The 26,757-nt window shown below is 71.5% G+C and carries 26 protein-coding genes and 1 pseudogene; 17 read left to right on the top strand and 10 right to left on the bottom strand.

Annotated elements, in window-relative coordinates; all coding sequences use genetic code 11:
* A pseudogene (locus ACWCSU_RS24215) lies at window positions 1-630 on the top strand (AfsR/SARP family transcriptional regulator); the annotation flags it as partial.
* Between the two features lie 301 nt (window positions 631-931).
* Here the strand turns inward: ACWCSU_RS24215 and ACWCSU_RS24210 are convergent.
* Window positions 932-1,312: a YbaB/EbfC family nucleoid-associated protein gene (locus tag ACWCSU_RS24210; protein WP_357699619.1), complete on the bottom strand. Its 381-nt coding sequence runs from the start codon at window positions 1,310-1,312 to the stop codon at window positions 932-934.
* A gap of 10 nt (window positions 1,313-1,322) precedes the next feature.
* Window positions 1,323-1,712: a YbaB/EbfC family nucleoid-associated protein gene (locus ACWCSU_RS24205; RefSeq protein ID WP_449937639.1), complete on the bottom strand. Its 390-nt coding sequence runs from the start codon at window positions 1,710-1,712 to the stop codon at window positions 1,323-1,325.
* 84 nt (window positions 1,713-1,796) lie between these two features.
* Between ACWCSU_RS24205 and ACWCSU_RS24200 the strand changes: the two genes are divergently transcribed.
* The 4 genes from ACWCSU_RS24200 (at window position 1,797) to ACWCSU_RS24185 (ending at window position 5,820) form a co-directional block, all read left to right on the top strand.
* On the top strand, window positions 1,797-2,111 hold the full coding sequence (locus ACWCSU_RS24200) for a hypothetical protein (RefSeq protein WP_357699622.1): 315 nt from the start codon (window positions 1,797-1,799) through the stop codon (window positions 2,109-2,111).
* Entirely contained in the window at window positions 2,102-2,986 is an 885-nt protein-coding gene (locus ACWCSU_RS24195; protein ID WP_449937637.1) for a WXG100-like domain-containing protein, read from the top strand. The genes ACWCSU_RS24200 and ACWCSU_RS24195 overlap by 10 nt, the downstream gene beginning before the upstream one ends.
* 6 nt (window positions 2,987-2,992) lie before the next feature.
* A complete protein-coding gene (locus ACWCSU_RS24190; RefSeq protein ID WP_449937635.1) occupies window positions 2,993-3,664 on the top strand; it encodes a hypothetical protein in 672 nt (223 codons plus the stop codon).
* Window positions 3,665-3,999: 335 nt separating this feature from the next.
* Window positions 4,000-5,820: a M4 family metallopeptidase gene (locus tag ACWCSU_RS24185; RefSeq protein WP_449937632.1), complete on the top strand. Its 1,821-nt coding sequence runs from the start codon at window positions 4,000-4,002 to the stop codon at window positions 5,818-5,820.
* A 91-nt stretch (window positions 5,821-5,911) separates the two neighbouring features.
* Here ACWCSU_RS24185 and ACWCSU_RS24180 read toward each other — a convergent pair whose 3' ends face one another.
* The 3 genes from ACWCSU_RS24180 to ACWCSU_RS24170 form a co-directional block, all read right to left on the bottom strand.
* A complete protein-coding gene (locus ACWCSU_RS24180; protein WP_449937629.1) occupies window positions 5,912-6,481 on the bottom strand; it encodes a hypothetical protein in 570 nt (189 codons plus the stop codon).
* A gap of 368 nt (window positions 6,482-6,849) precedes the next feature.
* Window positions 6,850-7,563, bottom strand: a complete 714-nt coding sequence (locus ACWCSU_RS24175; protein ID WP_357699634.1) for a hypothetical protein — start codon at window positions 7,561-7,563, stop codon at window positions 6,850-6,852.
* Between the two features lie 84 nt (window positions 7,564-7,647).
* Entirely contained in the window at window positions 7,648-10,389 is a 2,742-nt protein-coding gene (locus ACWCSU_RS24170; protein WP_449937627.1) for a toll/interleukin-1 receptor domain-containing protein, read from the bottom strand.
* 141 nt (window positions 10,390-10,530) lie between these two features.
* Between ACWCSU_RS24170 and ACWCSU_RS24165 the strand changes: the two genes are divergently transcribed.
* On the top strand, window positions 10,531-13,413 hold the full coding sequence (locus tag ACWCSU_RS24165; protein WP_449937625.1) for a hypothetical protein: 2,883 nt from the start codon (window positions 10,531-10,533) through the stop codon (window positions 13,411-13,413).
* Window positions 13,414-13,971: 558 nt separating this feature from the next.
* Here ACWCSU_RS24165 and ligA read toward each other — a convergent pair.
* Complete coding sequence (ligA, locus tag ACWCSU_RS24160; RefSeq protein ID WP_357699640.1) at window positions 13,972-16,044, bottom strand: NAD-dependent DNA ligase LigA; 2,073 nt, start codon at window positions 16,042-16,044, stop codon at window positions 13,972-13,974.
* Window positions 16,045-16,202: 158 nt separating this feature from the next.
* Here ligA and ACWCSU_RS24155 point away from each other — a divergent pair, with 158 nt between their 5' ends.
* Window positions 16,203-16,319, top strand: coding sequence for an alpha/beta fold hydrolase (locus tag ACWCSU_RS24155; RefSeq protein ID WP_357699642.1), 117 nt, complete (start codon window positions 16,203-16,205; stop codon window positions 16,317-16,319).
* A 25-nt stretch (window positions 16,320-16,344) separates the two neighbouring features.
* On the opposite strand, the gene ACWCSU_RS24150 is transcribed toward ACWCSU_RS24155, so the two are convergent.
* From ACWCSU_RS24150 to ACWCSU_RS24140, 3 genes are all read right to left on the bottom strand, one after another.
* Entirely contained in the window at window positions 16,345-17,241 is an 897-nt protein-coding gene (locus ACWCSU_RS24150) for a hypothetical protein (protein WP_357699644.1), read from the bottom strand.
* A 202-nt stretch (window positions 17,242-17,443) separates the two neighbouring features.
* Window positions 17,444-18,367, bottom strand: a complete 924-nt coding sequence (locus ACWCSU_RS24145; protein WP_449937621.1) for an endonuclease/exonuclease/phosphatase family protein — start codon at window positions 18,365-18,367, stop codon at window positions 17,444-17,446.
* Between the two features lie 79 nt (window positions 18,368-18,446).
* Window positions 18,447-19,022 carry a TetR/AcrR family transcriptional regulator gene (locus ACWCSU_RS24140; RefSeq protein WP_449937618.1) on the bottom strand — a complete coding sequence of 192 codons (576 nt, stop codon included), beginning with the start codon at window positions 19,020-19,022 and terminating at the stop codon, window positions 18,447-18,449.
* 63 nt (window positions 19,023-19,085) lie between these two features.
* Between ACWCSU_RS24140 and ACWCSU_RS24135 the strand changes: the two genes are divergently transcribed.
* Window positions 19,086-20,060 carry an SDR family NAD(P)-dependent oxidoreductase gene (locus ACWCSU_RS24135; RefSeq protein ID WP_449937617.1) on the top strand — a complete coding sequence of 325 codons (975 nt, stop codon included), beginning with the start codon at window positions 19,086-19,088 and terminating at the stop codon, window positions 20,058-20,060.
* A gap of 139 nt (window positions 20,061-20,199) precedes the next feature.
* Window positions 20,200-20,598 carry an ATP-binding protein gene (locus ACWCSU_RS24130; protein ID WP_449937614.1) on the top strand — a complete coding sequence of 133 codons (399 nt, stop codon included), beginning with the start codon at window positions 20,200-20,202 and terminating at the stop codon, window positions 20,596-20,598.
* 18 nt (window positions 20,599-20,616) lie between these two features.
* Here the strand turns inward: ACWCSU_RS24130 and ACWCSU_RS24125 are convergent, their stop codons facing one another.
* Entirely contained in the window at window positions 20,617-20,982 is a 366-nt protein-coding gene (locus ACWCSU_RS24125; protein ID WP_364088701.1) for a YybH family protein, read from the bottom strand.
* 70 nt (window positions 20,983-21,052) lie between these two features.
* Here ACWCSU_RS24125 and ACWCSU_RS24120 point away from each other — a divergent pair, with 70 nt between their 5' ends.
* From ACWCSU_RS24120 to ACWCSU_RS24085, 8 genes are all read left to right on the top strand, one after another.
* Entirely contained in the window at window positions 21,053-21,940 is an 888-nt protein-coding gene (locus ACWCSU_RS24120; RefSeq protein WP_357699656.1) for a LysR family transcriptional regulator, read from the top strand.
* A gap of 49 nt (window positions 21,941-21,989) precedes the next feature.
* Window positions 21,990-22,433, top strand: a complete 444-nt coding sequence (locus ACWCSU_RS24115; protein ID WP_449937612.1) for a ClpX C4-type zinc finger protein — start codon at window positions 21,990-21,992, stop codon at window positions 22,431-22,433.
* A 47-nt stretch (window positions 22,434-22,480) separates the two neighbouring features.
* Complete coding sequence (locus tag ACWCSU_RS24110; RefSeq protein ID WP_449937610.1) at window positions 22,481-23,119, top strand: TetR/AcrR family transcriptional regulator; 639 nt, start codon at window positions 22,481-22,483, stop codon at window positions 23,117-23,119.
* A gap of 12 nt (window positions 23,120-23,131) precedes the next feature.
* Window positions 23,132-23,416, top strand: a complete 285-nt coding sequence (locus ACWCSU_RS24105; protein ID WP_357699660.1) for a DUF6204 family protein — start codon at window positions 23,132-23,134, stop codon at window positions 23,414-23,416.
* Window positions 23,417-23,454: 38 nt separating this feature from the next.
* On the top strand, window positions 23,455-24,015 hold the full coding sequence (locus tag ACWCSU_RS24100) for a helix-turn-helix domain-containing protein (RefSeq protein WP_397043402.1): 561 nt from the start codon (window positions 23,455-23,457) through the stop codon (window positions 24,013-24,015).
* Between the two features lie 19 nt (window positions 24,016-24,034).
* A complete protein-coding gene (locus ACWCSU_RS24095; protein WP_449937607.1) occupies window positions 24,035-24,565 on the top strand; it encodes an N-acetyltransferase family protein in 531 nt (176 codons plus the stop codon).
* A gap of 55 nt (window positions 24,566-24,620) precedes the next feature.
* Complete coding sequence (locus tag ACWCSU_RS24090) at window positions 24,621-25,919, top strand: alpha-amylase family protein (RefSeq protein WP_449937606.1); 1,299 nt, start codon at window positions 24,621-24,623, stop codon at window positions 25,917-25,919.
* 169 nt (window positions 25,920-26,088) lie between these two features.
* Window positions 26,089-26,727 carry a DNA/RNA non-specific endonuclease gene (locus ACWCSU_RS24085; protein WP_449937603.1) on the top strand — a complete coding sequence of 213 codons (639 nt, stop codon included), beginning with the start codon at window positions 26,089-26,091 and terminating at the stop codon, window positions 26,725-26,727.
* Window positions 26,728-26,757 lie beyond the last annotated feature (30 nt).

Here is a 26,757-nt window from a genome sequence, read left to right as displayed (position 1 = left end):
CCTCCCCCCACCCCCCCCTCTCCCGATCGGGACGCCGGGGGGGGGCGGGCGCGGCCGGCCCCGCTCCCCGGGCGGCTCGGCGACGAGCGGCGGGGCGCCTCGGCCAGGGCCGAGGCGCAGCGGCACGCCGACGGGATCGTCTGGCCGGACTCCCTGGCCGAGCTGGCGCTCAAGCAGGCGCAGCTCGCCCACTGGCGCGGTGAGCCGGACAAGGCGCGCGAGCACCTGGCCTCGGTGCAGGAGCTGCTGGGGCGCACGGAGATGGTCAGCTCGGTACGCGCCAAGATCATGGACCTGTACGGCTACCTCACCGACGACGTCGAGCAGGCCCGCGCGCACCGGCGGCAGGCGTTCGAGGCGGCGATGGAGAACATGTACCCGCCCACGATCGCCGAGTCGCTGGTCGGGATCGCCGACGTCGCGCTGCGTGAAGGCCGGTACGAGCAGGCCGCGCGGCTGATCGCCGCGAGCGACGCGGTACGCGGCACCCCGGACCGCTCCCTGCCGGACGCCGCCCGCATCGCCGAGGAGGCACGCGGACACCTCGGTGAGACCGCGTTCGCCGAGGCGACCCTCGACGGCCGCCGACGGGACCTCCGCGAACTGGCGGAGATCACCCTCACCCGCTGACCCGTCCGGACTGGCGCAGGCTCAGGTGAGCGTGGGCAGTTCGGGGTGAGGTGTCGGCGGTGCCGGTTCCGTGGAAGGGCGGGGGAAGGCGCGGTGCGGCAGCCACGTCATCGGGCTCGTGCCGGTCGCCGCCCGCAGGGTGCGGTGGAAGCCGGGACCGTCCGCTGAGCACTCCGGCTTCGCGCCGAGACGGCCGGACCGGAGTCGACGGGATCCCGGCGTTCGCTCTGCGCCGGGAGGACAGTCGGGTCGCGGCCGCCCCCGCACCCTGGCCTGCTCCGCCGCGCTCAGGACCGGCTGTTCACGCCCACTCGCTGCCGAGCAGCCGTTCCAGCTCGGCCTGCGTCCGGCCCGGGTCGTAGCCGGGGACGGCCTCGCGCATGAGGTCGTGGGTGCGCCGCCGGCCGTCGGCGGCCGCCGCCCGTACCGCCGCGAGCGTCTCCTCGGCCAGGTCGTGGCCGCCCAGCCGCAGGGCGCGCTGGTCGTAGCGCACGTCGAGGACGCGTCCGTCCGCGTCGACGGTCACCCGCACATGGCCCGACGGCCCCTCGCCGGTGCCGATGACGGCCCGCAACTCCTCCTGCGCCGACTCCAGCCAGGCCAGCATGCGCTCGCCTCGTCGGGCGGCCTCGTCCAGCTCGCGTTCGCTGATGTTGGCGGGGTCGATCTCCGGCCCGAACACGCTCGGCCTCCTAGTAAAGGTCGTTGATTGCCTGCTCGACCCGCGCACGTACGAAGGTCTCGTCCAGAGGCGCCGCCACGGCGGCGGTGGTGTCCCGCACCCCGTCGGCGATCTGCCGCGCCTGCCGCGCGGCGTCGTCCTGCGCGGCCCGCAGCACCTCGGCGGTCTTCCTGCCGAGCGCGGCCTCGTCGAGCCGCAGCGCCCGCGGGTCGATGCGCAGGCGGGTGGGGACGCCGTGGCCGTCGGCGGACGCCTCGACCAGGCCGTCGTCGCTCTCCGCGCGGCCCTCCACCTGATCGATGGACGCGCGGGCGTCGTGCAGCGCCTGGATGGCGCGGCGGCTCTGGGCGACGTACTGGTGCAGGTACTCGGCGTCGTCCTCCGGCGCTGGTGAACGCATGTCGACCTCCGACAGCCAATCGAGTGAACGTTCAGTGTAGAGGTAAACGTCTGTGACGGAATTGACTGGATATGCTTTCTGGACATGACGGGATTTGAGATCGCCACGGGGGCGCTGGGACGGGACGGCACGTACGTCACCGGTCATGGGGCGAACTACGACGCCGCGGTCATGCGGCTGCGGCAGCGGGGGAGCGGCGCCCGCACCTTCGGCGGCGACGGGCTGTTCGCCACCATCATCGCCTCCTACAACGAATGCCTGCAGACCTCGCTCGACGCGCTGACGGGGATCGGCGGGCAGATCGCCGAGACGGGCGAAGGACTGCGTACGGTGTCGAGGAACACCCAGGCGGCGGAGAGCGCCACCATCGAGAGCCTCGAGAGCCCTGCATGGCGGTGACTCTCGACCCGCAGGTGGCGGGCTTCCTCAACCTCATCGGTTTCCCCTGGCCGAACGACAACGAGGACGAGTGGCGCCTTGAGGCGGACGACTGGCGCGTCGTCATCGCCGCGTCGGACAGCCAGGGGGCGGCGGCCGGCGAGACGATGCGCAGCGCGCAACAGGTCTACCAGGGCGACTCGGCCACACACCTGGCGAGCCACTGGAACCAGGTCGGCGACGGCGGCGGCCACATCTCCCAGGCCGCCTCCGCGGCGAAGGTCGCTCCGGCCGTCCTCGACGGCACCGCGAACGTGGTCAGCGCGGTCAAGCTGGCCGTGGGCACGCAGGCCGCCTACGGACTGACCGTCGCCACCCAGGCGTTGCTGTTCGGCGGCGCGGCGGGCGGCATGCTCGCCCTGGCACGCATGCAGATGACCCGCCACGCCGTGGGCAAGGTGGCGATCGAAGGCGCCGAGGGCACCGCCAGGGGGCTGGCCCCGGTGCTGAGCGGCCGGGTGACCGAGAAGATGCGCCGCATCATGAAGGAGATGGAGAAGCGGCCGCACGCCCGCGACGGCATGCTCCAGATCCGGCGCAGACGCGGCGGCGGCGGTGGCAACAAGGGCGGGAAGGGCGGCGGCTACGACCCGAACGCCTCGGCGAGCTACGACTCGGCCGCGCAGCGCATGCACGGCAGGTTGCCCGACAGCAGCGACGTCAGCAAGATGACACCGGAGCAGGCCAGGCAGGCTGCGGCGGAGGTCAAGGACAGCATCCTGACGCGGAAGATGAACGAGGCCCGGCTGGGCCGGGACCCCGGCCACGCCGCCCGGCTGGAGAATGAGCAGAAGCTCCTGAACGACCTTGAGCGCAAGGCCAACGAGGGGAAATAACGCGAGATGCAGACACAGACGGGCGACGACCTGATGGCGCGCATCCTCGCCCGCCCCATCGACGACGAGGCTCTCGGCCAGGCCGCCAACGACCTGCTCGACGAGCTGTTCGGCGGCTATCCCGTCGAGAACCTGCGCATCCTGCTGCGCAGCGGCGACGACGACGCCGTGCAGACCGGGGCGTGGCTGCTGTCGGAGCTGGGCGAGCAGGCCGCGCCGCTGCTGGACGAGGTCCCCCGCCTGCTGGCCCACCCGCGGCACCAGGTGTGTTTCCACGCCGTGGAGTTCGTGCTGCTGGCCGCGGACGAGCGGCACGCCGACCTCATCGCCCAGACCCTCACCCTGAGCCGGGCCTCCGACACCTCCATCCGCTGGAAGCTCCTGAACTTCCTGGCGGCGGCCTCGACCGAACAGCTCATGGCGGGGCTGTCCCGGCTGGCCGACCCCGAGGTCGGGCGGCTCACGGCCGGGCTGATCGCGTCCGACACCGAGGATCCCGACCCGGGCGAGGTCGTCGCCGCGCTGGAGGGCGACGACCCGAAGGCCCGCCTGTTCGCCGCGGCGATCGCGACGCGCATGGCCGAGGACGACGCGGCGCTGCTGCGTCTCGCCGCCAGGGTGGGTGACGAGGAGGTCAGCTCGTTCGCGCAGTGGCAGCTCATGAGACTCCAGGAGTAGCGCCTGGACATGGCCTGACATTTGAGCATCGGCCTACTCAGCCCAGCAGAAGGTCGCCCACGCCACGGCCGAGGCTCTGCTGACCTCGATCAACCTCAACCTCAGCCCACGCTACTGACCCGGTACGGGGAACGGCGGCCGCGACGGCGTCGCGGCCGCCGTTCCCTGCCGGACGCCCGCCACGTGCCGCCTGCCGGGGCGGCTCGGCCGGCCGCCTGCCCTATGGCGATAAATACTGACTTTCTGCTGTTTACCACGTTATTGACCTCTTGTGGTTCATCAACTCAAATGCAGGTGACCCCATTCACCGCCCGCCTGCGCAAAGGAGCGACCACGTGAGACGCAACGCCGCGTTAGCCCTGGTCACGAGTGCCGTATGTGTGCTCGTGGCCACTTCGGTCCCCGTCCCGGCGAACGCCTCCAGGAGCGATCCCGCCGACCTCCTGGTGAAGGCCAGGCCCGCGCTGCTCCACAGCTCACCCAAGGACACCTACGTACGGCAGGGTGTGATCGAAGGGCAGGGCGGCCTGCGCTACACGACCTACACCCGCACGTACGCGGGGCTGCCCGTCTACGGCGGCGACTTCGTCGTGGTCAGCGGCGCCACCGGCGAGGTCCTGAGCACCTCCGTCTCCCAGGACAGCCCCCTGGACGTGGCCACCACGCCCAGGCTCGGCCCCGCCGACGCGATCCGGGTGGCCCGGAGCCAGCTGCCCCAAGTCTCCTCGATCACCACGCCCCGGCTGCTGGTCATGGCTCAAGGACGCGGCCGGCTGGCCTACGAGGTGGTCGTCCAGGGCGCCGCCAACGGCAGGGAGAGCAAGCTGCACGTCTTCGTCGACGCGCTGACCGGCGCGGTCGCCGAGAAGTCCGACGAGGTCCGGGCGGGGGTGGGCAACAGCTACTACAACGGCAACCCGGTCACCATCGGCACCACCGGGTCCGGCGCCACCTTCTCCATGGTGGATCCGGTACGGCGGGGCGTGCGCTGCGGCGGCCAGAACGGCGCCGCCTACACCGGGCCCGACGACTTCTGGGGCAACGGCTCCGGCACCAACTTCGAGACCGCCTGTGTCGACGTGCTCTTCGCGATCGACACCGAGTGGGACATGCTGAAGAACTGGCTGGGACGCGTCGGCTTCAACGGCCTCGGCGACGGCTACCCCGCCCGCGTCGGCCTGAACGACGTCAACGCCTATTGGACCGGCTCCTACGCCTCCTTCGGCCACACCTCCGACAACCTGCGCCAGCTCACCTCGATGGACGTCGTGGCGCACGAGTACGGCCACATCGTCTTCGCCACCACGCCCGGCATCGACCTAGGCGACAACGAGAAGGCCATACTCAACGAGTCCACCGGCGACATTCTCGCCGCGCTGACCGAGCAGTACGCCAACGAGCCCGCCGCCTTCGACCCGCCCGACTACATCGTCGGCGAGGAGATCAACATCACGGGAAGCGGCCCGCTCCGCTACATGTACAAGCCGTCGCTGATGCCCGGCGACCCCGACTGCTTCAGCAGCGCGGTGCCGACGATGTTCCCCCAGATCGGGGCCGGGGTCCAGAACCACTGGTTCTACCTCCTGGCCGAGGGCACCAACCCGACCAACGGCCAGCCGCCCAGCCCGACCTGCAACTCCTCCACCATCGTCGGGCTCGGCGCGCGCAAGGCCGGCCAGATCTACATGGGCACGCTGCTGCGCAAGACCACTTCCTGGCCGCACACCGCGGCCCGCCGAGCCTCGATGCAGGCGGCGCTGGACCTGTTCCCCGGCTCGTGCCTGGAGTACAACACGGTCAAGGCCGCATGGAACGCCGTGCGCGTGCCCGCCCACGGCGGCGAGCCGTACACGTGCGAGTTCTCGGTCGGGGTCGCCCCCGATGCGGTGACCGTGCAGCCCGGCCAGCAGGTGAGCGTCACCGTCAACAGCAGCACCGTCTCGCGCGCTCCGCAGCAGATCTCACTGGTCGCCAAGGGGCTTCCGGCAGGTATGACGGCCTCCTTCAGCCCGGCGAGCATCACCACCGGCGCGACGTCCACGCTGACCTTCACGGTCGCCGCGAGCACCGCGCCCGGAACCTACACGATCACGGTGCTGGCCGACGGCGTCGCCGTCGACCACACGGCCACCGTCACCCTGACCGTGATGCCATGAGCCGATGACCTTGCCGCCAGGGGGCCGCCAGGGGGCCGGACACCCTGGCGGCGACGCGCCCGTGTGGGCTGTCGAGGACGCGGCGCCTGCGTCAGCAGTTGAGGGCGACGGTGGACCGGGGCCTGCCCGAGCCGGGATCCAGGGCCACGGGGAACGTGCGCCCGTCGCCCACCCGGATCTCGATCGAATTCGGCCCCGTCCAGCTGACCGAGGCGAAGCCGTCGTCGGGGTCGTCGTCGTTGAAGCAGCCGAGATCCCACTCCCTGCTGAGCAACCCGCCGTCCCTGCGCACGCTGAGCCATATCACCGTGTCGGGCCCGAGCCCCGCCATCGACTTCTGCAGCCTGATCCGGTACGGATCCGGCCCGTCGACGAAGCCGGCCTCCTCGGTGGAGGTGAACGACAGGATCAACAGCCCCCCGAGCATCGCGACGGTCGCGACCAGCCCGGCGACGATGCCGATGAGGAGGCGCAGCCACCTCCACCGCAGCCCGGCGGCGGCCCACGCCATCAGAAGGCAGGCCAGCGCACCGAGCGCGAACGGATGGTTCAGATGTTCCCTCAGAAGCACCAGGTCGGACTCCTGGAAGTACACCAGGGCGGCAAGGCCCCCCGCGCAGAGCGAGGCGCCCACCAGTACGAGCGAGCGGACCGGCGACATGGGATCCCATCGGTAGAGGTGCCACGAAGGATCATGACAGCCCCGCGACGCCACAACTCCGAGATGCACAGAATCACGACGATTCCCGCACAACCTCAGCGGATGCCCCGCTCCCGCGGCCAGCCAGGTCAGCGCACCCAGATGGCCGGGCGTGAACAGGCCCCGGGCCACCGTGATCTGCCGGGTGATGACACACTGCTCAGACAGCGGAACTCCGCACGAAGAGCGATCTTGGTCGAATGCCCATCTACCGGAGTTCCGCTTCTTCGTTCCACAGCAGTCCGCTCACCGAGACGGTCTTGCCGTCGAAGACCCCGTCCTCAACTTCATGGACCTGAGCTTTGGGCATGAGGCCCGTGGGGTTCAGGTCATCCGGCAGTCGGAGGGACCTGCGACCCGGCGGGCATCATGCCCACGATCAGCGTCTGGGGGTCACGGATGCCGGCGAGGTGGCCGAAGCCCTCCGCGTACGCGGAGATGGCGGACTGGAGCAGGCGCAGATGGGCGCGGCACTCCTGGTCGCCGGGCCAGGCCGACTCCGGTTCGCTTGGATGCGCCCGTTCCCAGGCGGTCAGCAGCGGGTGCCACTTGGACAGGAACGGGCGCAGTTCCTTGTTGAGCATCGAGATCGCGAAATACTCCACGGTCTGCCCGCCTGGCACGGGGGCTGAGGGGCGGCTGGTCTTGAGGGCGTCGCGGGTGGTGGCGAACAGGCCATACAGAGAGTTCATGGCCTCCCTGACCAGGCCCTCCTCGTCGTCGAGCGACTGAACGGAGACCCGGGTGACGGTCTCGACGAACAGGTGCCAGGCCACCTGGCGGCTCTCGTTGTTCACCAGGAAGGTGAGCTCGCTGAGCTGCGGCACGGTGACCTTCACCTCGGTCAGCCTGGCCGTCCTGGCATAGAACTGGACCATGATCACGGCGGCCATGCCGGCGACCGCACCGGTGACGACGAAGATCCACCGGCCGCCCGCCTCGGTCATCTCGAAGATCGCCAGACCCACGACGGCGCCGACGAGCGCCGACGCGAGCAGCCGCACCCACCGAACCTGCATGATCGCGACGACACGTGCCTTCATCCGGGGGGTCCATTCCTCGGCCGACTGCGACGATCAGACTTTACGTGTGATCCGCCCTCCGGCTGTAGGGGGTCGGCAGTGGTTTCAGCAGACCTTCTCGAAGGGGGTGCCGGACGGCAGGTAGCGGCCCCACTCCTGCTCGGTGAGTGAGCGACCGGCCGCCGCGCAGAGCGAGGGGAACGGATCCGCCGGGACGTTCACCTTCCATTGCAGGATCGTTCCGTTGTCGTAGGAGCCGGCCAGCGTCCGGCCGTCCGGGCTGAAGGCCAGCGACGAGACAGCTCCCTCGTCGCGCTGGAACGGATTCCCGATCGGCTTCGCCGTGGCCGCGTCCCAGAGCTGGACGCCTGCGGCGGCGTCGGTGGCCAGCGTTCTGCCGTCCGGGCTGAACTCGACCGTGGAGATCGTGCCCGTGCGGTCCTTGAAGGCGCCCATGGGGCGGCGGCCCGCCGTGTCCCAGATCCTGACCGTTCCCTGCTCTCCCACGGTGGCCAGGAGCTTGCTGTCCGGGCTCAACGCCAGCCAGGTGACGCTGGAGCCCCCGATCGGGGCACCGATCGGCCGCCAGGTGGCGGTGTCCCAGAGCCTGGCCGTGCCGCCTCCCGCGGTGGCCATGATCCTGCCGTCCCGGCTGAAGACGATCCGGTGGAGGACCTCGCTGTGTGCCCTGGTCGGGCCGGTGACCGGACGGCGGGTGGCGAGGTCCCATAACTGGAGGAGTCCCTGGCCGGAGGCGATGGCCAGGGTCCTGCCGTCCGGACTGAACGTCAGCACGGAGATGGTGCCGGCCGCGGCCTTGACGGGGGCGCCGATTTGCTGCCGGGTGGCCAGGTCCCACAGGTGGAGACCGCCGTCGTCGTCACCGACGGCCAGCGTCCTGTCGTCCGGGCTGATGGCCACCGGCCATGTGTACGGGTACCTGCCGCGGATCGGCGGGCCGAGTTGCCTGCCGGTCAGCCGGTCCCAGACGCGGATGGTTGCGTCCGCTCCGCTGCTGACCAGGATGTCGCCGTTCTTGCTGTACGCCAGCTGCGAGACTTCGTCCTCGTGACCGGTGAGCGGGTCGGTGACCGGCCGCCGGGCGGCGGCGCGCCAGAGCCGGGTGGTCCCGTCCCCGCTGACGGTGGCCAGGGTTCCGCCGTCCGGGCTGAGAGCCACGCCGAAGACGTAGCCGCTGTGGCCGGTGAACGCGTCGCCGGCCGGGCGCCGGGTCACCAGGTTCCACAGCCGGGCGGTCCCGTCCCGGCTGCCGGAGGCCAGAGTCCGGCCGTCCTTGCTGAACGCGAGTCCGGTGACGGCGTCGGTGTGAGTTGTGAGAGGTCGTCCGACGGGTTTCCCGGTGGCGGGGTCCCACAGCCGGATGTCTCCTTCGAAGCCGCCGGTGGCCAGCGTCCGGCCGTCCGGGCTGAACGCGACGGCCCAGATCTCGTCGGTGTGGCCCTTGAGGGGCTTTCCGACGGGTCTTCCCGTGGCGGGGTTCCACAAGCGGGCGATCTTGTCGCGGCCGGCGGTGGCGAGGACTCTGCCGTCCGGGCTGAAGGCCACCCCGCTGACCTGGTCGGTGTGGCCCTTGAGAGGTCGTCCGACGGGTTTGCCGGTGGCGGGGTCCCACAACCGGGCGGTGTGATCCTGGCCCGCGCTGGCCAGGGTCCGGCCGTCCGGGCTGAAGGCCAGGGCCCACACGACGGACCGATGACCCGTGAGCGGGACCGCTGTCCTGGTCGAGAGGTCCCACAGCCTGATCGTCCCGTCGAGGCCGGCCACGGCGAGGGTCCGGCCGTCCGGGCTGAAGGCCAGGGCGAGGCCGCCGTCCTTGATCGGATTCCCGGCGGGCCGGCCGGTCGCCGGATCCCAGAGGCGGGTGGTGCCGTCCGTGCCGCCGGTGGCCAGGGTCCGGCCGTCCGGGCTGAAGGCCACCGCGCCGCCGTGGTAGGAGCCACTGTCCAGGATGGCGCGCACCGGGGAGGCCAGGGCGGCCACCATGCCGTAGCGGGCCTCGGGGGTCCTGGCGAAGTGCCAGGCGGTGGCCGACAACAGGCCGGAGACGACCGGATCACTCTCGCCGATCTGGATGCCGCGATCACTGGCCAGGTACGACAGGGCCTGATCGCGCTCGGCGTCGGCTCTGACGCGTTGGGCGTCGGCGACGTCGGCCGCGTGGACGGCCACGGCGGCCGCGACGACCGCCGCCGCGGTGAGGACGGACAGCCCGGTCCACGAGAGCCGCCGGAAGCGCCGGACCAGCCGGTGCTGCCGGACGTCTTCGCCGACGAGTTCGTCCTTGGCCCGGCCGTGCAGGGTGGCGGCGAGCGTCGCGACGGCGTCGAGGAAGGCCGGGTTGCTGAGCGAGAGGTCGCTCTGGCTGCGGATCGAGCGCAGGTCCGCCCACAGGGGGACCTCGGTGAACGACGTGAGCAGCGACTCGGGCAGCGCCGTGGTCAGGGTCTGGTCGAAGTGCCCGGCCGCGTGGTCCCAGACGAGGTCGCCGCCGGTGAGCACGAGGAAGATGGGCCGCCCCGGTTCGAGCGAGCTCCAGTGCTCGATCTCCCGCCGCACCCACACCGAACGCGCCGACTCGGGGGAGGCCAGCAGGACGAAACAGCGCGAGGCATCGAGCGCGGCCTCGATCGTCGTCCACAGTCCCGGTGACGCCGACAGGCTGCGGGCGTCGCAGAAGACCCGCAACGCCCGCAGTTTGTACCAGGGACGGGCGAACTGGTGCAGCCCATCACGCAGAGCGGGGCCGAGCAGCCCGTCGGCGACCCGGCTGTAGGAGATGAAGGAGTCGTACGGAATCGGCGTCGAAGTCCCGCGGATGCCAGGCACGTTCACGATGATAAAGACGCGCGGCTTTGAGTACCCGGTTACTCACGCGCCTTGTTTCGCGCCTTCGCATACTGAGCTGGATACACAGTCTGGAGGGGACGCGGAATGAGGAGCATTCGTGCGTTAGCCGCATCGTTACTGGTGCTGGCGTGGTTGGCGTATCTCGGTCCGAGCCCGGCCCAGGCGGCGACCGTGGAGGTCACCGTCAGCCTGTACCGGGTGGTCGAGCTGTCGTGCGACGAGGGCGCGGGCGAGTCCTGCGGCAACGACTACTACCCCAAATTCAAGATCGGGAACGAGGACCTGTACGACGGCGAGGACGATTACTGCTGTGCCCACGGCCCCGACTTCCGGACCAACTGGGTCCACAAGGCCACGGTCGACACCAGCCAGAATCCCGTCGACATCCACCTGGAACTGTGGGACCAGGACGACCTGAGCCAGAACAACGTCATTCACTGGGCCAAGAACGGCGATTACCTGGATCTCAAGTTCGACCTGGACACGTGCGTCTTCACCGGCGGCGGCCTGACCGCCGAGCAGGGCGCCGGCGCCCTGACCCTGTCGGGGGAGAGCGAGACCACCGGCCCCGACTCGGCCCGCGGCTTCTTCACCATCACCACACCCGCCTGCATCACGCTGGCCAGGACCGCGGGCGGCGCCGCCGACAGCGACGGCGACGGCATCATGAACGCCTGGGAGACGCCGGGCGTGGGCTACGACGTCAACAACGACAACCACGTCGATCTGGCCCTGGGCGACCCGCCGTACAACGCGCTGCCCTACCGCAAGGACCTGTTCGTCGAAGCGGACTACATGAAGGACAACGAGCCCGACTGGTTCGGGCTCGGCGACGTCGTGGACGCCTTCGCCAGAGCACCGGTCGACCCCTATCACCCCGACCCGGCCCATCCGGCGGCGACCAAATATCTGGGCGTCACTCTCCACGTGCTGAAGGATGAGGAACTGCCGAAGACGTCCAACATCCGGTTCGAGAGGTCCGATCCGGTACTCGTGGACTTCAACGAGCTGAAGAACGGCGAACCGGCCGGCCCCTGCACAGGACACTTCGGCACCCTCGCCGACCGCAACGACGGGAACTGCGCGAACATCCTGAAGGCCAAACGTGACGTGTACCGCTACATGATCTTCGCCGAGAGCTACCTCGAAGATCCCGACTCCTCGGGCAACTCCGAGTGGTACGCCGTCGGCCCCCAGGGCGGCAACGACTTCATCGTGACGCTCGGCACGTGGGGCGCCAAGGCGATCAACGACGTCGGCGGACTGAGGGTCGCCCAGGCGTCGACCTTCATGCACGAGCTCGGGCACACGCTCAGCCTGGGCCACGGCGGCGACGACGCGGTCAACTGCAAACCCAATTATCTGAGCGTGATGAACTACGCGCTCCAGTTCCCCGACATCAACTTCACCCGGCCCATGGACTACAGCAGCACGGCCACCGGCACCGCGCTCGGCACCACCGACGCCACCCGGCTCGTGGAGAGACATCTCAACGAGAACCTCGGCGTGCGCGGAACGCCGCACCCCGACCGCTACACCGTGTACGGGATCAAGGGCAAACCCCACGTCGAGCCCGCCAACAGCGGCCCGATCGACTGGAACGGAGAAAAGGGCAACACAGAGGGCGACATCCCCGCCGACATCAACTACATCGAGTCCATCGGCCTCCCGGGCAAGGGATGCAACATCACCGATGACACCCAGACGCTGCACGGCTACGACGACTGGGCCCACCTGCAGTACAACCCCAGGCTCAACGCCGACGGCTTCAACGACGGGGTGCCGCGGAGCATGCCCGACGAGATGACGGAGGAGATGGTCCTGGCCCTGTCGCAGCAGGCCGACCTGAAGGTCACCAAGTCCGCCGACCAGGCCGAAGCCGACGGCGGGGACACCGTGACCTACACCGTCGACGTCACCGACCTCGGGCCCGGCAAGGCCACCGCCGTCTCGCTCACCGACACTCTGCCCGACGGCACCACCCGGCAACGCCCGGTGCCCGACCTGAACAAGGACGACGTGCACACCGTCACGCCGAAGTTCACCTACCGGGTGCCGTGCGACACGACCGACGGCACGGTGCTCACCAACACCGTCACAGTGACCGGTAAGGACACGAACGGCGTGCCCGACCCGTACACCAGCGACAACACCGCCCGCGCCACGACCACGGTGCGCGCCCCGGTGCTGACGGTGAGCGAGACGGCGACGGCCACGGTCAACGCCGGTGAGGCGATCACGTACACCATCGCCTACGCGAACACCGGCGGTGGCGGCGCCTCCGACGCCGTCATCACCGGCACGCTGCCCGCCGGCGTCTACTACAGCAAGGCGCTCGACCTGGGCGCCGGGCCGAAGCCGGACTCGGTGACGCTCAACGCCGACGGCACCAGGACGCTGGTCTGGAACGTGGGCGCCCTGCCCGCCAAGTCCGGCGAACGGAACATCGTCTTCACCGCGCGGCCGACACTGCTGGCGACGGCGGGCACGGCGTACACGAGCGAGGTGTCCGTGACCTACAAGAACACCGGCGGGGCGTGCACCTTCGACCCGGTCTCGGACTCGGCCACGACCACGGTCACGGCCGTTCCGCCCACCAGGGATCCGCTGTCCAAGGGCTACTGGACGAACCATTCAGGACAGTGGACGGCCGAGTACCTGGCCCGCATCCAGGCCGCCGACCAGCGCTACGACAGCGACCAGAGCGGCGCCCTGTCGGCGGCCGAGATCGACTCCGCCTTCCACGACACCAAGGGGCCCAAGACCGTGCTCCGCGAGCACGCCCTAGGCACGTACTTCAACCTGGCGACCAGGCGCGTCAACGCCGGGACGGCGATCGACTCGGCGACGACCAGGCGGCTGAGCCTGGGCACCGTACGCGCCGCGATGATCTACGCCCAGGAGACGATGGCGCTGCCGATCGACTCCGGCACCTCGGCTCGCTACAGCGACATCATCGGGGTGCTCGACGACGTCAACGCCAACAAGATCGAGGTGTACTGACACGCCCCTGACGGCCACCACGCGAGTCGCGTGGTGGCCGTCCTCCATGAGGTACGGGGTCTCGACGTGACCGGCGCCGCTCCTGGTCACCGCGGGGTTGGTGACGATCGTCTACGGCCCGGTCATAAGCGGCAGCCGCTGTTCGTCCTCTACGAGGGTCGGGGCGCCCGTGCAGGACCGAGCCGCGGCCTTCGCCGCCGACCCGCCCTGAAGCTGACTCACCAGGCCGCCACGAACACGGACCTCGCGCGATGCATTCGGCGTGGAGGGCTGCGAGGGCCGCCTGGAGCCACGTTCGGAGCGGAGGGCGAGCTCCGCGTCGGCGCCGAGCGTCTGATGTCAGGCTGGGTACGTTCGATTCGATCCTTTGGGCCTTGGAGATTTTGATGCGTGCAGGCGTCGTGGTCACCGCAAGCCCCGGTGTGGAAAATCTCGCCGTACAGGCCGAGGAGTTGGGCCTGCACAGCTTCTGGGTCCACGACACCCCGATGGTCCAGGGCGACCCCTGTGTCGCCCAGGGACTGTGCGCGAAGGCCACCAGTCGCCCCCTGCCTTGGGCTAAAGCAGGGCGGCGACGAGCTCGGCGAACTCCTCCGGCGTGGCGATGCGTACGCCGAGGCTTTCCGCCTTGACTCGCTTGGAACCCGCCTTTTCGCCTGCCACCAGCAGCGACGTCTTGGCGGACACGCTGGAGGACGCCTTCCCGCCCGCCCGCTCGATGAGTTCGTTGACCTCGTTGCGCGTCAGGGCCGCCAACGGCCCCGACATCGCGCCGGTGACCACCACCGACATCGAGGCCAGCGGCAGCTCCATCGCCACGTGCTCCTCCGACGTTCCCTGGGCGGGCGGCCGAGCGCCGGGCTCGACCATGTTGACGCCGGCCTGGACGAGTTTGTCGATGAGGGGGGCGAGCTCGATCAACTCGGCCACCACGACCGGGGCCTTCTCCGGCCCGATGCCCTCCACCTCCTGGATGGCCTCGGCGTCGGCCGCGCGGACGGCGTCCATCGTGGCGAAGTGGCCGGCGATCCGCCGGCTCATCGAGCGGCCCGTGCCCCTCACCCCGAGCGCGGCGAAGGTCCGGCTCAGGGGCTTGGTCTTGGCCTGCTCGATGGCGGCCAGCAGGTTGTCGGTGCTGGTCTCGCCCATGCGCTCCAGGCCGAGCAGCTGCTCGCGGGTCAGGTAGAACAGGTCGGCGAAGTCGGCGATCAGACCGGCGTCGAGCATCTGCTTGATGCGGTTCTCGGCCAGGCCCTCGATGTCGAGCTGGTCGCGTCCGGCGGCGTAGACGATGGAGGCGATCGCCCGGCAGGCGCGGCCGCGCACGCACCGCCACCGCTCCTGCGAGCTGTCGATGGCGTCGCCGCAGGACGGACAGACCTGCGGGATCGGGATCGGCCGCTCCTCGCCGGTGCGCAGGTGCACCACCGGGGACTCCACACGCGGGATCACGTCGCCCGCCTTGTAGACCACCACGCTGTCGCCCAGCATCAGGCCGCGGCGGGTGATGTCGGCGACGTTGTGCAGGGTGGCGTAGGTGACGACGCTGCCGTCGAGCTCGACCGGCTCCAGCACGGCGCGCGGGGCTATGACGCCGGTGCGGCCGGTGTTCCACTCCACGCCGACCAGCTTGGTGATCTTCTCCGTGGCGGGCAGCTTGTAGGCGATCGCCCAGCGCGGCGCGCGTGAGCTGAACCCGGCCTCGGCCTGGTCGGAGGCCAGGTCACACTTGATCACGATGCCGTCGATGCCGAACGGCAGCCCGGCGCGGGCCGCGGCGATCTCGCCCACGCGCTCCTGCACCCGCTCCAGGCTGTCGGTGACGATGCCGGCGACCGCGGTGACGGCGGTGGTCTGCACGCCCTGCCCGGCCACCCACTCCATGACCTGGCTGTGCGGCAGCTCGCGCAGCCGCGTCGCGAGGTCGGAGTCGTCGCCGGGGGCGGGCAGCGCGCCGTAGCCGAAGAACGTCAGCTCGCACACGTAGGGCCGGTCCTGGGCGCGCAGCGTGCCGGCGGCGGCGCTGCGCGGGTTGGCGAACGTGGTGCCGTCGTGCGCCGAGCGCTTGGCGCACGCCTCCTCGAACTGCGACGTCGTCATCATCACCTCGCCGCGCAGCTCGACGGTGACCGGCTCGGCCAGCCGCTCGGGCAGGCCGACGATGGTGCCGACGGCGTGCGAGACGTCTTCGCCCGCCGTGCCGTCACCCCGGGTGACGAGCTGGGCCAGCCGGCCGCCGCGGTAGCGGGCGGAGATGGCCAGGCCGTCGAGCTTGGGCTCGACGCTCCACGCGGTGACCGGACGGCCGAGCCTGCGCTCGACCGAGGCGGCCCAGTCGGTGAGCTGCTCGGCGCCGAACACGTTGTCGAGGCTGAGCATCGGCACGGTGTGCGGCACGTCGCCCACGACCGCGCCGCCTGCGACCTTGCCCGTCGGCGAGGCCGGCAGCACCTGCTCGGGATGGGCCTCCTCGTAGGCCTGGATGCCGCGCACCAGCCGGTCGTAGGCGTCGTCGTCGAGGGTGGAGGTGCCGTCGGCGTAGTAGGCGGCGGCGGAGTCCACGGCCAGTTGCACGGCCTCGGCGTAGGCCGTCTCGTCGGCGAGTGCGGTGAAGGGAGGGGCGTCGCTCATAGTCACATCCTGCCTGGCCGGACCGACAATCTCGGACCGCGCAGGGCCGCACGGGCGAGCTCGCGCGGGCGCGTCGTCAACTGCCGCGAGCCTCGCGGGGACGGCCAAGGGATGATCGCCGTGGATCCGCGCGCCATGGGCGGCTCGGCCTGCGGGCGGTGCTGCCGGGCACGGGCACCGACGTCGAGGTGGTGCTCGTGCCCGGCAGCGGCCACTACATCCCCGAGGAGCAGCCCGAGTTCGTCGTCAGGCGGCTGAGCGACTTCTTCGGCTGAGCCGTCCTCGGAGCCGCCGGTGGCGTCAGGCGGGTGGCACCGCGCCGTTCTTGGACATGGGTACGGCGAGCTGCGTGGCGCCGGTGAGCCTCACGTCCTCGGCGGGCAGGTTCGCCAGCACCGGGTTCAGGTGCTTGAGGTTCAGCCCCACGATGGGCGTCGCCGGGCCGGTGACGTCGAACTTCTCCAGGTCGACCCAGCGGACGATGTCGAACACGTCCGACGGGATCTGGTCGCCGCCCTTCTGCACCGGGACGCAGAGCTGACGGGCGGCGCCGACCTGCACGGTCCTGGGCGGGATCTGGTTGACCAGCACCGGGTTGAGCTGGGTCAGGTTGAGCGCCTTGTTCATCAACGGGTTCGGCGTGTGGCCGTAGCACAGCAGGTCGATGTGCGAGACGACGCGCAGCACGTCAGCCGGTGGGACGACGCCGTTCTTGGCCACCGGCACGCACAGCTGCTGGGGCGTGTTCAGGGTGACGTCGAAGCCCGGCAGGCCCTGCAGGACGGGGTTGAGGTGACGCAGCCCCAGCGGCTGGTTGATCTGCGGCCCGGTCACCTGGTAGCAGGACAGGTCGACGTACCGGACGTAGTCGAGCACGGACGCCGGCGGGATGACGTTGTTCTTGGCCACCGGCACGCACACCTGCGTGCGCTGGCCGAGCGTGACCTGCACGGGCGGCTGGTTGGCGAGCACCGGGTTGATGTGCCGCAGCGACAGCGTGACGGCCGGCGGCTGGTACGTCGTGGTCTTGTAGCAGTCCAGGTCGAGGTTCGACACGAACTCCTTGGCCGTCGGCAGTGCCAGGGCCCCCGCGGGGGTCGCGACGAGGAAGGCGGCGGCGAACACCGCGAGACCAGCGGATAAGAGACGTCTTACCGCGGTCGTCGCGTAGCGGTGGGGGGCGGGTCTTGCGTTCATCCATCCTCCTGGGCTGGGCGATCGTGCCTTGACTGTGCGCCCGCGCGCCCTGCCCGACAAGGTGGATGGCCGCTGTTTGACATGCCCTTGTCAGCGGGCCGGAGACGTTCATGTGATCTTCGGGCGGCGGCTCCCGGGACGTCCCGTGAAGGGCGTGTGCACGCCACCCGTCCACCTGCCCGCCTTCGCCGACCGGCCGGGCTCAGGACAGGGTGACGGTCCCGACCAGCACGCGGTGGTCGGAGCACAGGCCGCCGGGGTTGCCCGTGCACGTGGTCGCGGGGGCGAGCGAGTCGGCCGAGTAGGCGCCGCTGATCCTGTCCTCCCTGGCGAAGATCATGTCGAGTTTCGTCCCGGAGGCGCAGGGGCCCTTGCCGTCCGGGGTGCTGACGGTCAGCTCGCCGTAGCCGGGGCAGTTGCCCGCGTCGGCGTCGTCCAGCTCGTGGTAGCGGCCGGTGTTGCCGCGGTTGTTGGCGGTGTCCACGGTGGTGGAGTAGTAGCCGTTCAGCCGGGCGGCGTCGGGCGGGAGGTTGAGGTCGCCCGCGACGACCACGGTGTCGCCGGCCGCGTGGTAGGCCTCCAGCTTGGCCAGGACGGCGTTGAGCTGGGCGGCGCGGTAGGCGTCGACATACGTGGTGTGCGTGACGCAGAACCGGAGGCCGGGACGGGCCTGCATGGGGGCGCAGAGCATCTTCCGCTTCTCGGTCTTGCCGTCGTCGGGCAGGGTGACCCTCTCCGCGGCGCCCAGGGGCTGCTTGCTGAACAGGGCGTTGCCGTACTCGCCGCCGCCGCACGGGCCGCCGGACTGGGCGGGGTACGTGGCGACGAACCGGGCGAAGTTGCTCCGGTCAGCGGGCCAGCCGGCGTCCCGCAGGCCGGTGACCAGCGCCTGGTACTGGCTCGCGCACAGCTCGTTGAACGAGACGAGGGTCGCGCCGCGCGCCACGATCGAGCTCACGGCGGCCCGGACCATGCCGTTGCCGGTCGAGCCGTGATTCAGGGTGTTGCCGGCCGCGTTCCAGTGCCAGACGACGGCGGGCGTGGCGGCTCGGGCCGCGCCGGGCACGGCCGAGGCCACCAGAACCGATGAGACGATCACGGCGGCCAGGCGCCTGGGGAACCACACGGGGCACGCTCCGGGAGTCGATGATCAGGAGGGTCCAGCGGACCAGAGCCGGGGCCGTCGCGTCAACCGCCCGCAGGCGTCAGGCGCGCTCGTTCCAGCCGGATTCCAGGAGGTCGAAGACGGCGTCCAGGGCGGCACGGGGGTCGGGCTCGGCGCCGGCCAGCTCGGGGATCTCCAGCACGTAGCGGGCCAGGGCGCGCACGGTCATGTCGGCGGGCTCGCGCCCGGTGGCGGCCGCGATCGCCTCGGCCAGCGGGCCTTCGGCGGCGATCCAAAGGCGGCGCGAGTACTCCCGCAGAGCGGGCGTGCCGACGATCAGGTCGCGCTTGCGCCGCTGCTCGGGCGGCAGGTCGCCGGCGAACGGCCCCCGCTCGGCCAGGCAGCGGCGCAGGGCCTCCAGCACGCTCTGCCCCGGGGACCGCTCGCGGACGGCGTCGGCCAGCCAGACGTGCCGCTCGTCGCCGTCGTCGAAGATCAGCGCGTCCTTCCCGTCGGGCACGTGCGCGAACAGGGTGGCGATGGAGACATCGGCCTCCTCGGCGATGCGGGCGACGGTGACCCCGTCGTAGCCGTGCTCGGCGAACAGCCGCACGGCGGCCTCGGCCAGGGACTTGCGGGTCTGGGCCTTCTTGCGTTCGCGGCGTCCTGTCGTCATGCTTCCAGCGTAGCGGAAAACTAGAATGATTCTGATTTCATAGTCATTACAGAAGGAGACGACATGTCCTCCCACCCCGCCCCCTGGGACGTCGGACGCCTGCCGGCCGCCCCGGGCAGGCACTTCCTGGTCACCGGCGGCAACGCGGGCATCGGTTACTTCGTGGCCGAGCAACTCGCCGGCACCGGCGCCACCGTGATCCTCGGCAGCCGCGACCCCGCCAAGGCCGAGACGGCCGCGCTCTCCATCCGCGGCCGGGTCCCCGGCGCGCGCGTCCGGCACGTGCCGCTGGACCTGGCCGATCCCGCCTCGGTCGAGGCCGGCGTCCGGGCGCTGCGGCTGGAGAGCCTGGACGCGGTCGTGTGCAACGCCGGCGTGCTGCTCGACCACCCGCCGCGGCGCGAGACGCCGGACGGCCACGAGCTGATGTTCGCCACCAACCACCTCGGGCACTTCGCGCTGGTCGCGCGGCTGGCGCCGCTGCTGGCCGCCGCTCCGGCCGCCCGGGTGGTGACCACGGGCAGCCTCACCGCCCGGTCGGAGACCCTGGACTTGGACGACCTCCACAGCGTCGGCGACTACCGGCCCAAGCGCGCCTACGCACGCTCGAAGCTGGCGCAGATGCTCTTCGGCTTCGAGCTGGACCGCCGCCTGCGCGCCGCCGGGGCCACGACGGCGAGCGTGGTCACGCATCCCGGCGGGGCCCTGGACTGCCTGACGCCCTCGCGGCCGGTCCGTCCGCGCACCGCGGGCGAGCGGCTGCGCGGCCTGCCCGCCGGGCTGCTGTTGCAGGGCAAGGAGGCCGCGGCGTGGCCGGCGGTGCGGGCCGTGCTGGATCCGTCCGTGCGCGGGGGGCAGCTCTGGGGGCCCCGGGTGCTGGGGATGCGCGGCCGGCCGGTCCTCGAACCGCTGCGCGGGCAGATGGCCGACGCCGAGCTGGCGGGCCGTCTGTGGGCGGTGAGCGCCGCTCTGACCGGGCTCGACCCGTTCGCGGACGCTTCCGGCGGGCCGCGCCCGGTTTCCCGGCGCGAGCGCTGACACGACATCCCGGTGCTACGCTTCGACGACCGTGCCCCGGTGAGGGCTCAACAGCGGCTCAACACAGGCTCAACGCCCCGATTTCCATACTCAGGGCAGTCCCACCCGTTCAAGGGGAGGGCGGCCGGGAGGAGATGCGATGACGGGCATCATGGACAAGGCCGGGCCAGCTCTGGCCGGGGAGCTGGAGAGCGTCTGCGGCCGGTGGTCCGAGCGCACGGGCGTCGCCGTGGAGATCTGGGCGCTGCCCGCCGGTCCCGTGGCGGCGGCGTTGCGGCGGGCCGTGCTGGCCGTCGTGGGCGAGGCGCTGGACAACGTCGAGGCCCACAGCGGCGCGAGCACCGCCTCGCTGGCCGCGACCGCCGGGGCGGACGGCCTGCGCCTGACGGTCAGCGACAACGGCCGCGGCTTCGCCTCCACGGCCCCGGGCGGCGGCACGGCCCGCATGCGCGCGGCGTTCGCCGAGCTGGGCGGGCGCCTGTCGGTGCGCGGCGTGCCCGGTGAGGGCACGACCGTCAGCGGCACCGTCCCGGTCTGACCCCACCGTTCCGGGCCCTCACTGTGCCGGGTTGACGAACTCGGGCTGGTCGAGGACGCGCAGCCAGCTTCCGTCGGGCTGGCGGCGTACGACCTGGGCGCGGGCGCCCGAGCCGTCCTTGGGCGGGGTGGAGGTGAGGGCGAGGTCCCCGCTGACCAGCGTCGGCAGCGGCTGCTCCGGCTCGAAGTGCGGCCGGCCTGCCAGCACCTTCTCCCACAGGGCCTGGATCGCGGCCCGCCCGACGGTCTGGCTGCCGGGCGGGTAGGCCAGCACGGCGTCCTCCTCGTAGAGCGCGGCGACGCCGGCCGCGTCACCGGCGTTGGACCGTTCGACGAACAGGCGGGTGATGTCCTCGGGGCGCATGGCCTTCTCGTATGTGGTCATGGTTCCAGCCTGCCGCCCTCCTTTCCAGAAGTCCAACAGATGGTTGTGATGGCTTCTAGAATCTGTGGTTATGGAACTGAGGCAGCTGGAGTACTTCGTCGCGGTGGCCGAGGAGCGGAGCTTCACCCGGGCGGCCGAACGGGTGCACATCAGCCAGTCGGGCGTCAGCGCCCAGATCCGGCAGCTCGAACGCGAGCTCGGGGCCGAGCTGTTCGACCGTTCGGCCCGGGTGGCCACGCTCACCGTCGCGGGCAAGGCGGCGCTCGAACACGCCCGCGCGGCGCTGGCCGCCGCCGGGGCGGTGGGCCAGGCGGTGGGCGAGGTGACCGACCTGATCCGCGGCACGCTGACGGTCGGCATGGTGCTCGGCTGCACGGTCACGCCGCTGTTCGACGCGCTGGCCGCCTTCCACCGGGCGCATCCGGGCGTCGAACTGTCCCTGCTGGAGGACAACTCCGACAAGCTCGTCGAAGGGGTCCGCGGTGGTGCGCTCGACCTGGCGCTCATCGGCACCGCGAACGCCGTCCCCGAGGGGCTGGAGGCGTTGACGGTCGTCAGCGAGCGGCTGGTCGCGGCGGTCCCGCCCGGACATCGGCTGGCCGCCCGGCCGCGGATCGCCCTGGACGACCTCGCCGACCACTCGATCGTGTGCATGCCGCGCGGCACGGGGCTGCGCGCGGTGTTCGACGAGGCGTGCGCGGCGCGGGGGCTGCGGCCGCGGATCGCGCTGCAGGCCGGCGCCGCCGACGCCATCGCCGACCTGGCCGTGCGCGGCCTCGGGGTGGCGATACTCAGCGAGTCGATGGCCGAGCGCCACCGCGACCGGCTCACCGCGCTGCTCCTGGACGACGTGCCGGCGCCCGCGCTGCTCGCCCTGGTCTGGCGGGAGGGCGGCGGCCCGGCGGTGCGGGCGCTGCTGCCCCACGCCCGCCGCGCGTTCTCCGCCGGGCCCCTGTAGCTGTCAGCCCACCCTTGACACGGGGGGCCGTCAAGGTCAGGCTGACAGCATGATGACACGCAGCAAGAGCGCCCGAGAGGTGACGCCCGTCGACCAGCTGGCGACGCGGTGTTCGTTCTGCGGCAAGCCGCACGAGGAGGTCAGGAAGCTCGTCGCCGGGCCCGGCGTCTACATCTGCGACGCCTGCATCCAGCTCAGCCAGGACATCGTCACCGGCGAGCTCGACAAGGCCGAGCAGGAGGGCGACCGCGAGCCCCGCGCCCACTGGGGCCCCGATGCGTCCGACCAGTACGTGACCGGCATGTCCGACGAGGACGTGCTGGCCGCGCTGCCGCGCCAGGCGCTCACCGTCGAGCTGGCCGAGCGCGACCTGCGCGCCTGGGTGGGCATCCTGCGCGACCGCAACGTGACGTGGGCCAGGATCGGCGAGGCCCTCGGCATCACGCGCCAGGCGGCGTGGGACCGGTTCGCCGCCGACATCGAGTCCCGGTGACGGCCGGAAAACAGTAATCCACTTCAAATTTGCAGTAGAGTCCTGTCATGACCGAAGGGCTTCGCGAGCGGAAGAAGCGCAAGACCCGCCGGCACCTCGCCGACGTGGCGATCGGCCTGTTCGTGGACCGCGGGTTCGACCAGGTCACGATCGCCGAGATCGCCGCGGCGGCCGAGGTGTCGGTGAACACGCTCTACAACTACTTCACCTCCAAGGAGGACCTCGTGCTGCCGCCCGAGGACGCCTCGCCGCAGCGGCTCGCCGACATAGTGCGCGAGCGGGCGCCGGGCGAGTCGGCGGCGGGGGCGGTGCTGGCCCGGCTGCGCGAGGAGGTGCACGCGCGTGAGCGCAGGCTGGGCCTGACGGCCGGGTTCGGCCAGGTGCTGGAGATGATGCTCGCCGCCCCCACGCTGCGGGCGCGCCTGGAGGAGCTGGGCCGGCAGATGACCGACGCGCTGGCCGACGCGCTGGCCCAGGAGACGGGGGCCGCGCCGGGCGATCCGCTGCCGCGGGCCGTCGCCTGGCAGATCGGCTGCCTGCACTCGCTGGTGTACGCCGAGGTCGGCAGGCGGGTGTCGGCCGGGCAGCGGCCCGACGACATCGCCGAGGCCGTGCTGGAGCTACTGGATGTGACCGAGGGGCTGCTCGCCGAGCGGTTCCTGACCTATGCCGTACGGGAGGGCTGAGCGTTGTTCCGGGTGACCATCCGCGGGAAGTTCGACGGACTCGACGAGGAGGGACGGGCCGCGGTGCTGGGGGCGCACGACACGGCGTTCACCGAGGCGGGCACGTTCACCCACGACGGGACCCTGTCGGCGTTCACCTTCCGGTGCCAGGTGGCCGCCGGGCCGGGCGACGGCGAGCACGAGGCGACCGGGCGGGCGGTGGCGGCGCTGGAGGCGTACGGGGTGCCGTACCAGGTGTTGCAGGTCGCGGTGACGGACATGCGGGACATCAAGATCCGCCGCAAGGGCCGCGCCTGACACCACCCGTGTCCCGGATCTGGGATATAGTCCCGAATATGGGACATGATTTGGACGACCGCCTGGCCGCCCGGCTCGCCGAGCTGCGGGTCGAGCGCGACTGGTCGCTCGACGACCTGGCGCGCCGCGCCGGGATCAGTCGTTCGACGCTGTCCCGGCTGGAGCGCGGGGAGATCAGCCCGACCGCCGCCCTGCTCAACAAGCTCTGCGCCGTCTACGGGCGCACGATGTCGCGCCTGCTGGCCGAGGTGGAGTCCGAGCCGGCGCAGGTGGTGCGGGCCGCGGCCCAGGCGGTGTGGCGGGACGAGGACTCGGGCTTCGAGCGCCGTTCGGTCTCGCCGCCACATCCCGGGCTGCGCGGCGAGGTCGTCGAGGGGCGGCTGCGGCCGGGCGCGGACATCGCCTACGACGAGCCGCCGGTTCCCGGGCTCGAACAGCACGTCTGGGTGCTGGAGGGCGTCGTGGAGATCACCGCCGACGGCCTGGCCCACCGGCTGGAGGCGGGCGACTGCCTGCGTTTCCGCCTGTGGGGGCGGTCGCGGTTCCGCTGCCCCGGCCCCTCGCCGGTCCGTTACGCCCTGTTCGTCGTCCTGCCCTGAGCTCGGAAGGAGCCCCCTCGTGCACACCGTCACCCGCATATCGGCGCAGGAGTTCGCCGCCTGCGTCGAGGAGCTGGCCGCGCTCCTGGCCGACGCCGTGGACGGCGGCGCCTCGGTCGGCTTCCTGAAGCCGTTCGGCCCGGCGCAGGCCGCGGCGTGGTGGCGGGAGCAGGCGGCGGCGGTGGCCGAGGGCGGCATGGCGGTGTGGGCCTGCCGCGACCCGGACGGCTTCCTGGCCGGCACGGTCAGCCTGGTCATGGCCCGCAAGCCCAACTCGCGTCACCGCGCCGAGCTCGTCAAGCTGCTGGTGCACCGCCAGGCGCGCGGGCGCGGCCTGTCCCGTCTGCTGCTGGCCGCCGCCGAGGAGGGCGCCGTCGCGGCCGGGGCCGGGCTGCTGGTGCTCGACACCGAGACCGGCAGCACCGCCGAGCGCGTCTACCTCACCGGCGGCTGGACCCGGTACGGCGTCGTGCCCGCCTACGCCGGCGCCCCCGACGGCACCCTGCTCGACTGCAGCTTCTTCTACAAGCGCCTCACCACCCCCGCCTGAGCCCGTCGAGGGGCCGCGCCTAGAATGGGCTTCGGATCTTCGTCGGGGGGTTGACGTGCCGTCCTGGGCAGAGCAGGCGATCTTCTGGCACGTCTATCCGCTGGGCTTCCTGGGCGCCGAGCGCGCGGCCGTGCCGCAGGTCACCCATCGGCTCGGGGGCCTGGTGCCGTGGCTGGACCACGCCGCCGCCCTGGGCGCCGACGGGCTGCAGCTCGGCCCGATCTTCGCCGCCGAGACCCACGGCTACGACACCCTCGACCACTTCCGCGTCGATCCGCGCCTGGGCGACGACGGCGACTTCGACGCGCTGGTGTCGGCCGCGCACGACCGCGGCCTGCGGGTGCTCCTCGACGGCGTCTTCAACCATGTGGGCCAGGGCTTCCCGCGCTTCCAGGAGGCCCTGCGCGAGGGGCCGGACTCGCCGGCCGCGCGCTGGTTCCGGCTGCGCTGGCCCGCCGGCGGCGGCGCTCCCGCGCACGACGACTTCGAGGGGCACCAGTCGCTCGTCGCGCTGAACCACGCCGAGCCGGCGGTGGCCGAGCACGTCGCGGCGGTGATGGCCCACTGGCTCGACCGCGGCGCCGACGGCTGGCGGCTGGACGCCGCCTACGCCGTGCCGCCGTCGTTCTGGGCGCGGGTGCTGCCGCGGGTGCGCCGCGGGCGGCCGCAGGCGTACGTGGTGGGGGAGGTCATCCACGGCGACTACGCCGCGTTCGTGGCCGAGACCGGCATGGACGCCGTCACCCAGTACGAGCTGTGGAAGGCGATCTGGAGCTCGCTCAACGACCGCAACGCCTTCGAGCTGGCCTGGGCGCTCAAGCGGCACGCCGCCTTCGCCGAGTCCTTCACGCCGATGACGTTCGTGGGCAACCACGACGTCACCCGCCTGGCCAGCCGCCTGACCGACGAACGCCACCTGCCCCACACCCTGGCCGTGCTGATGACGGTCGCCGGCACGCCGTCGCTGTACGCCGGCGACGAGTACGCCCTTCGCGGCGTCAAGGAGGAGCGCGAGGGCGGCGACGACGCCGTACGCCCGGCCTTTCCCGCCTCCCCGCGCGAGATGCCGCCGGACGGCCTGCCGGTCCTCGGCCTGCACCGGCGGATCGTCGCCGTGCGCCGCCGCCATCCGTGGTTGTCGCGCGCCCGCACCACCGACCTGACCCTGTCCAACCAGCTCTACGCCTACGAGAGCCGCTCCGGCGGCCACGCGCTGGCGGTCGCGCTGAGCACCGCCGACGAGCCGTCGCAGGTCACGCTGCCCTTCCCCGGAAGCGTCGCCGCCGGGGACGGCGAGCTGGACGGCGCGCTGCTGACCCTGCCCCCGCACGGCTGGGCCGTCGTCGAACCCTGAACAGGGCGACCTACCTGCAATCACTACGAAAAGTAGCGTTCTAGCAACGTTCCGCTACTAACTTCTCCGGGCATGAATCTCGCGACAAAGCCGACGTGGTCGCCGATAGCGCGAAGCAACCCGTCAAAGCGGGCCCGTCGTGCGTTCCCCGCGAGAGGAAACCCTTCTCATGCCCCTGACCCGGCTTCCCCCTGTCCTGTGCGCCGCCGCCCTGGCGCTGGCCACCCTGACCGGCCCCGCGCAGGCGGCCGACACCGACACCGCCGCCTGCGTCCGGCAACTGGCCAAGAACCACACCTACAAGGACGGCCCCCGCACCTACACCACCGACGGCGCCGGACGGCCCGCCCAGGCCCTGGCCCCGCAACTGGCCAGGAAGGCGGCCGCGCGCAGCGGGTGCGAGGCCACCGTCGGCAACTGGGGCGGCAGCGGCGACTGGCAGGGCGGCCATCTCATCGCCTCCTCCTTCTCCGGCTCCAGCATGCGCTACAACCTGGTCCCGATGCGCGGCAGGCAGATCAACCAGGGCCTGATGCTGCGCGTCGAGAACGGCGCCCGCGCCTGCCTGGCGGCCAAGGGCGGCGCGGTGGCCGACTACCGGGTCCAGGTGCACTATCCCGACGGCACGACGGTGATCCCCGACCGCATCCACGTCTCGATGGCCGCGAAGATCGGCGGGGTGTCCCGGCAGGTCAACGTGACCTTCCCGAACGCCACCCTGTCGGCCGGCGACCTGGACTCCTGGCATACGAAGATCGGCAACGCGTTCCGGGCGGCGCACTGCATGAGCGGCTCTGACAAGGCGTAGCCACCGGCGTTGTGGGAACCCTGCATGCGG

Source organism: Nonomuraea sp. NPDC001699 (genome assembly GCF_053596455.1).
Note: the sequence above shows the minus strand (reverse complement) of the source record. Positions and strands in the feature narration are given on the sequence as shown.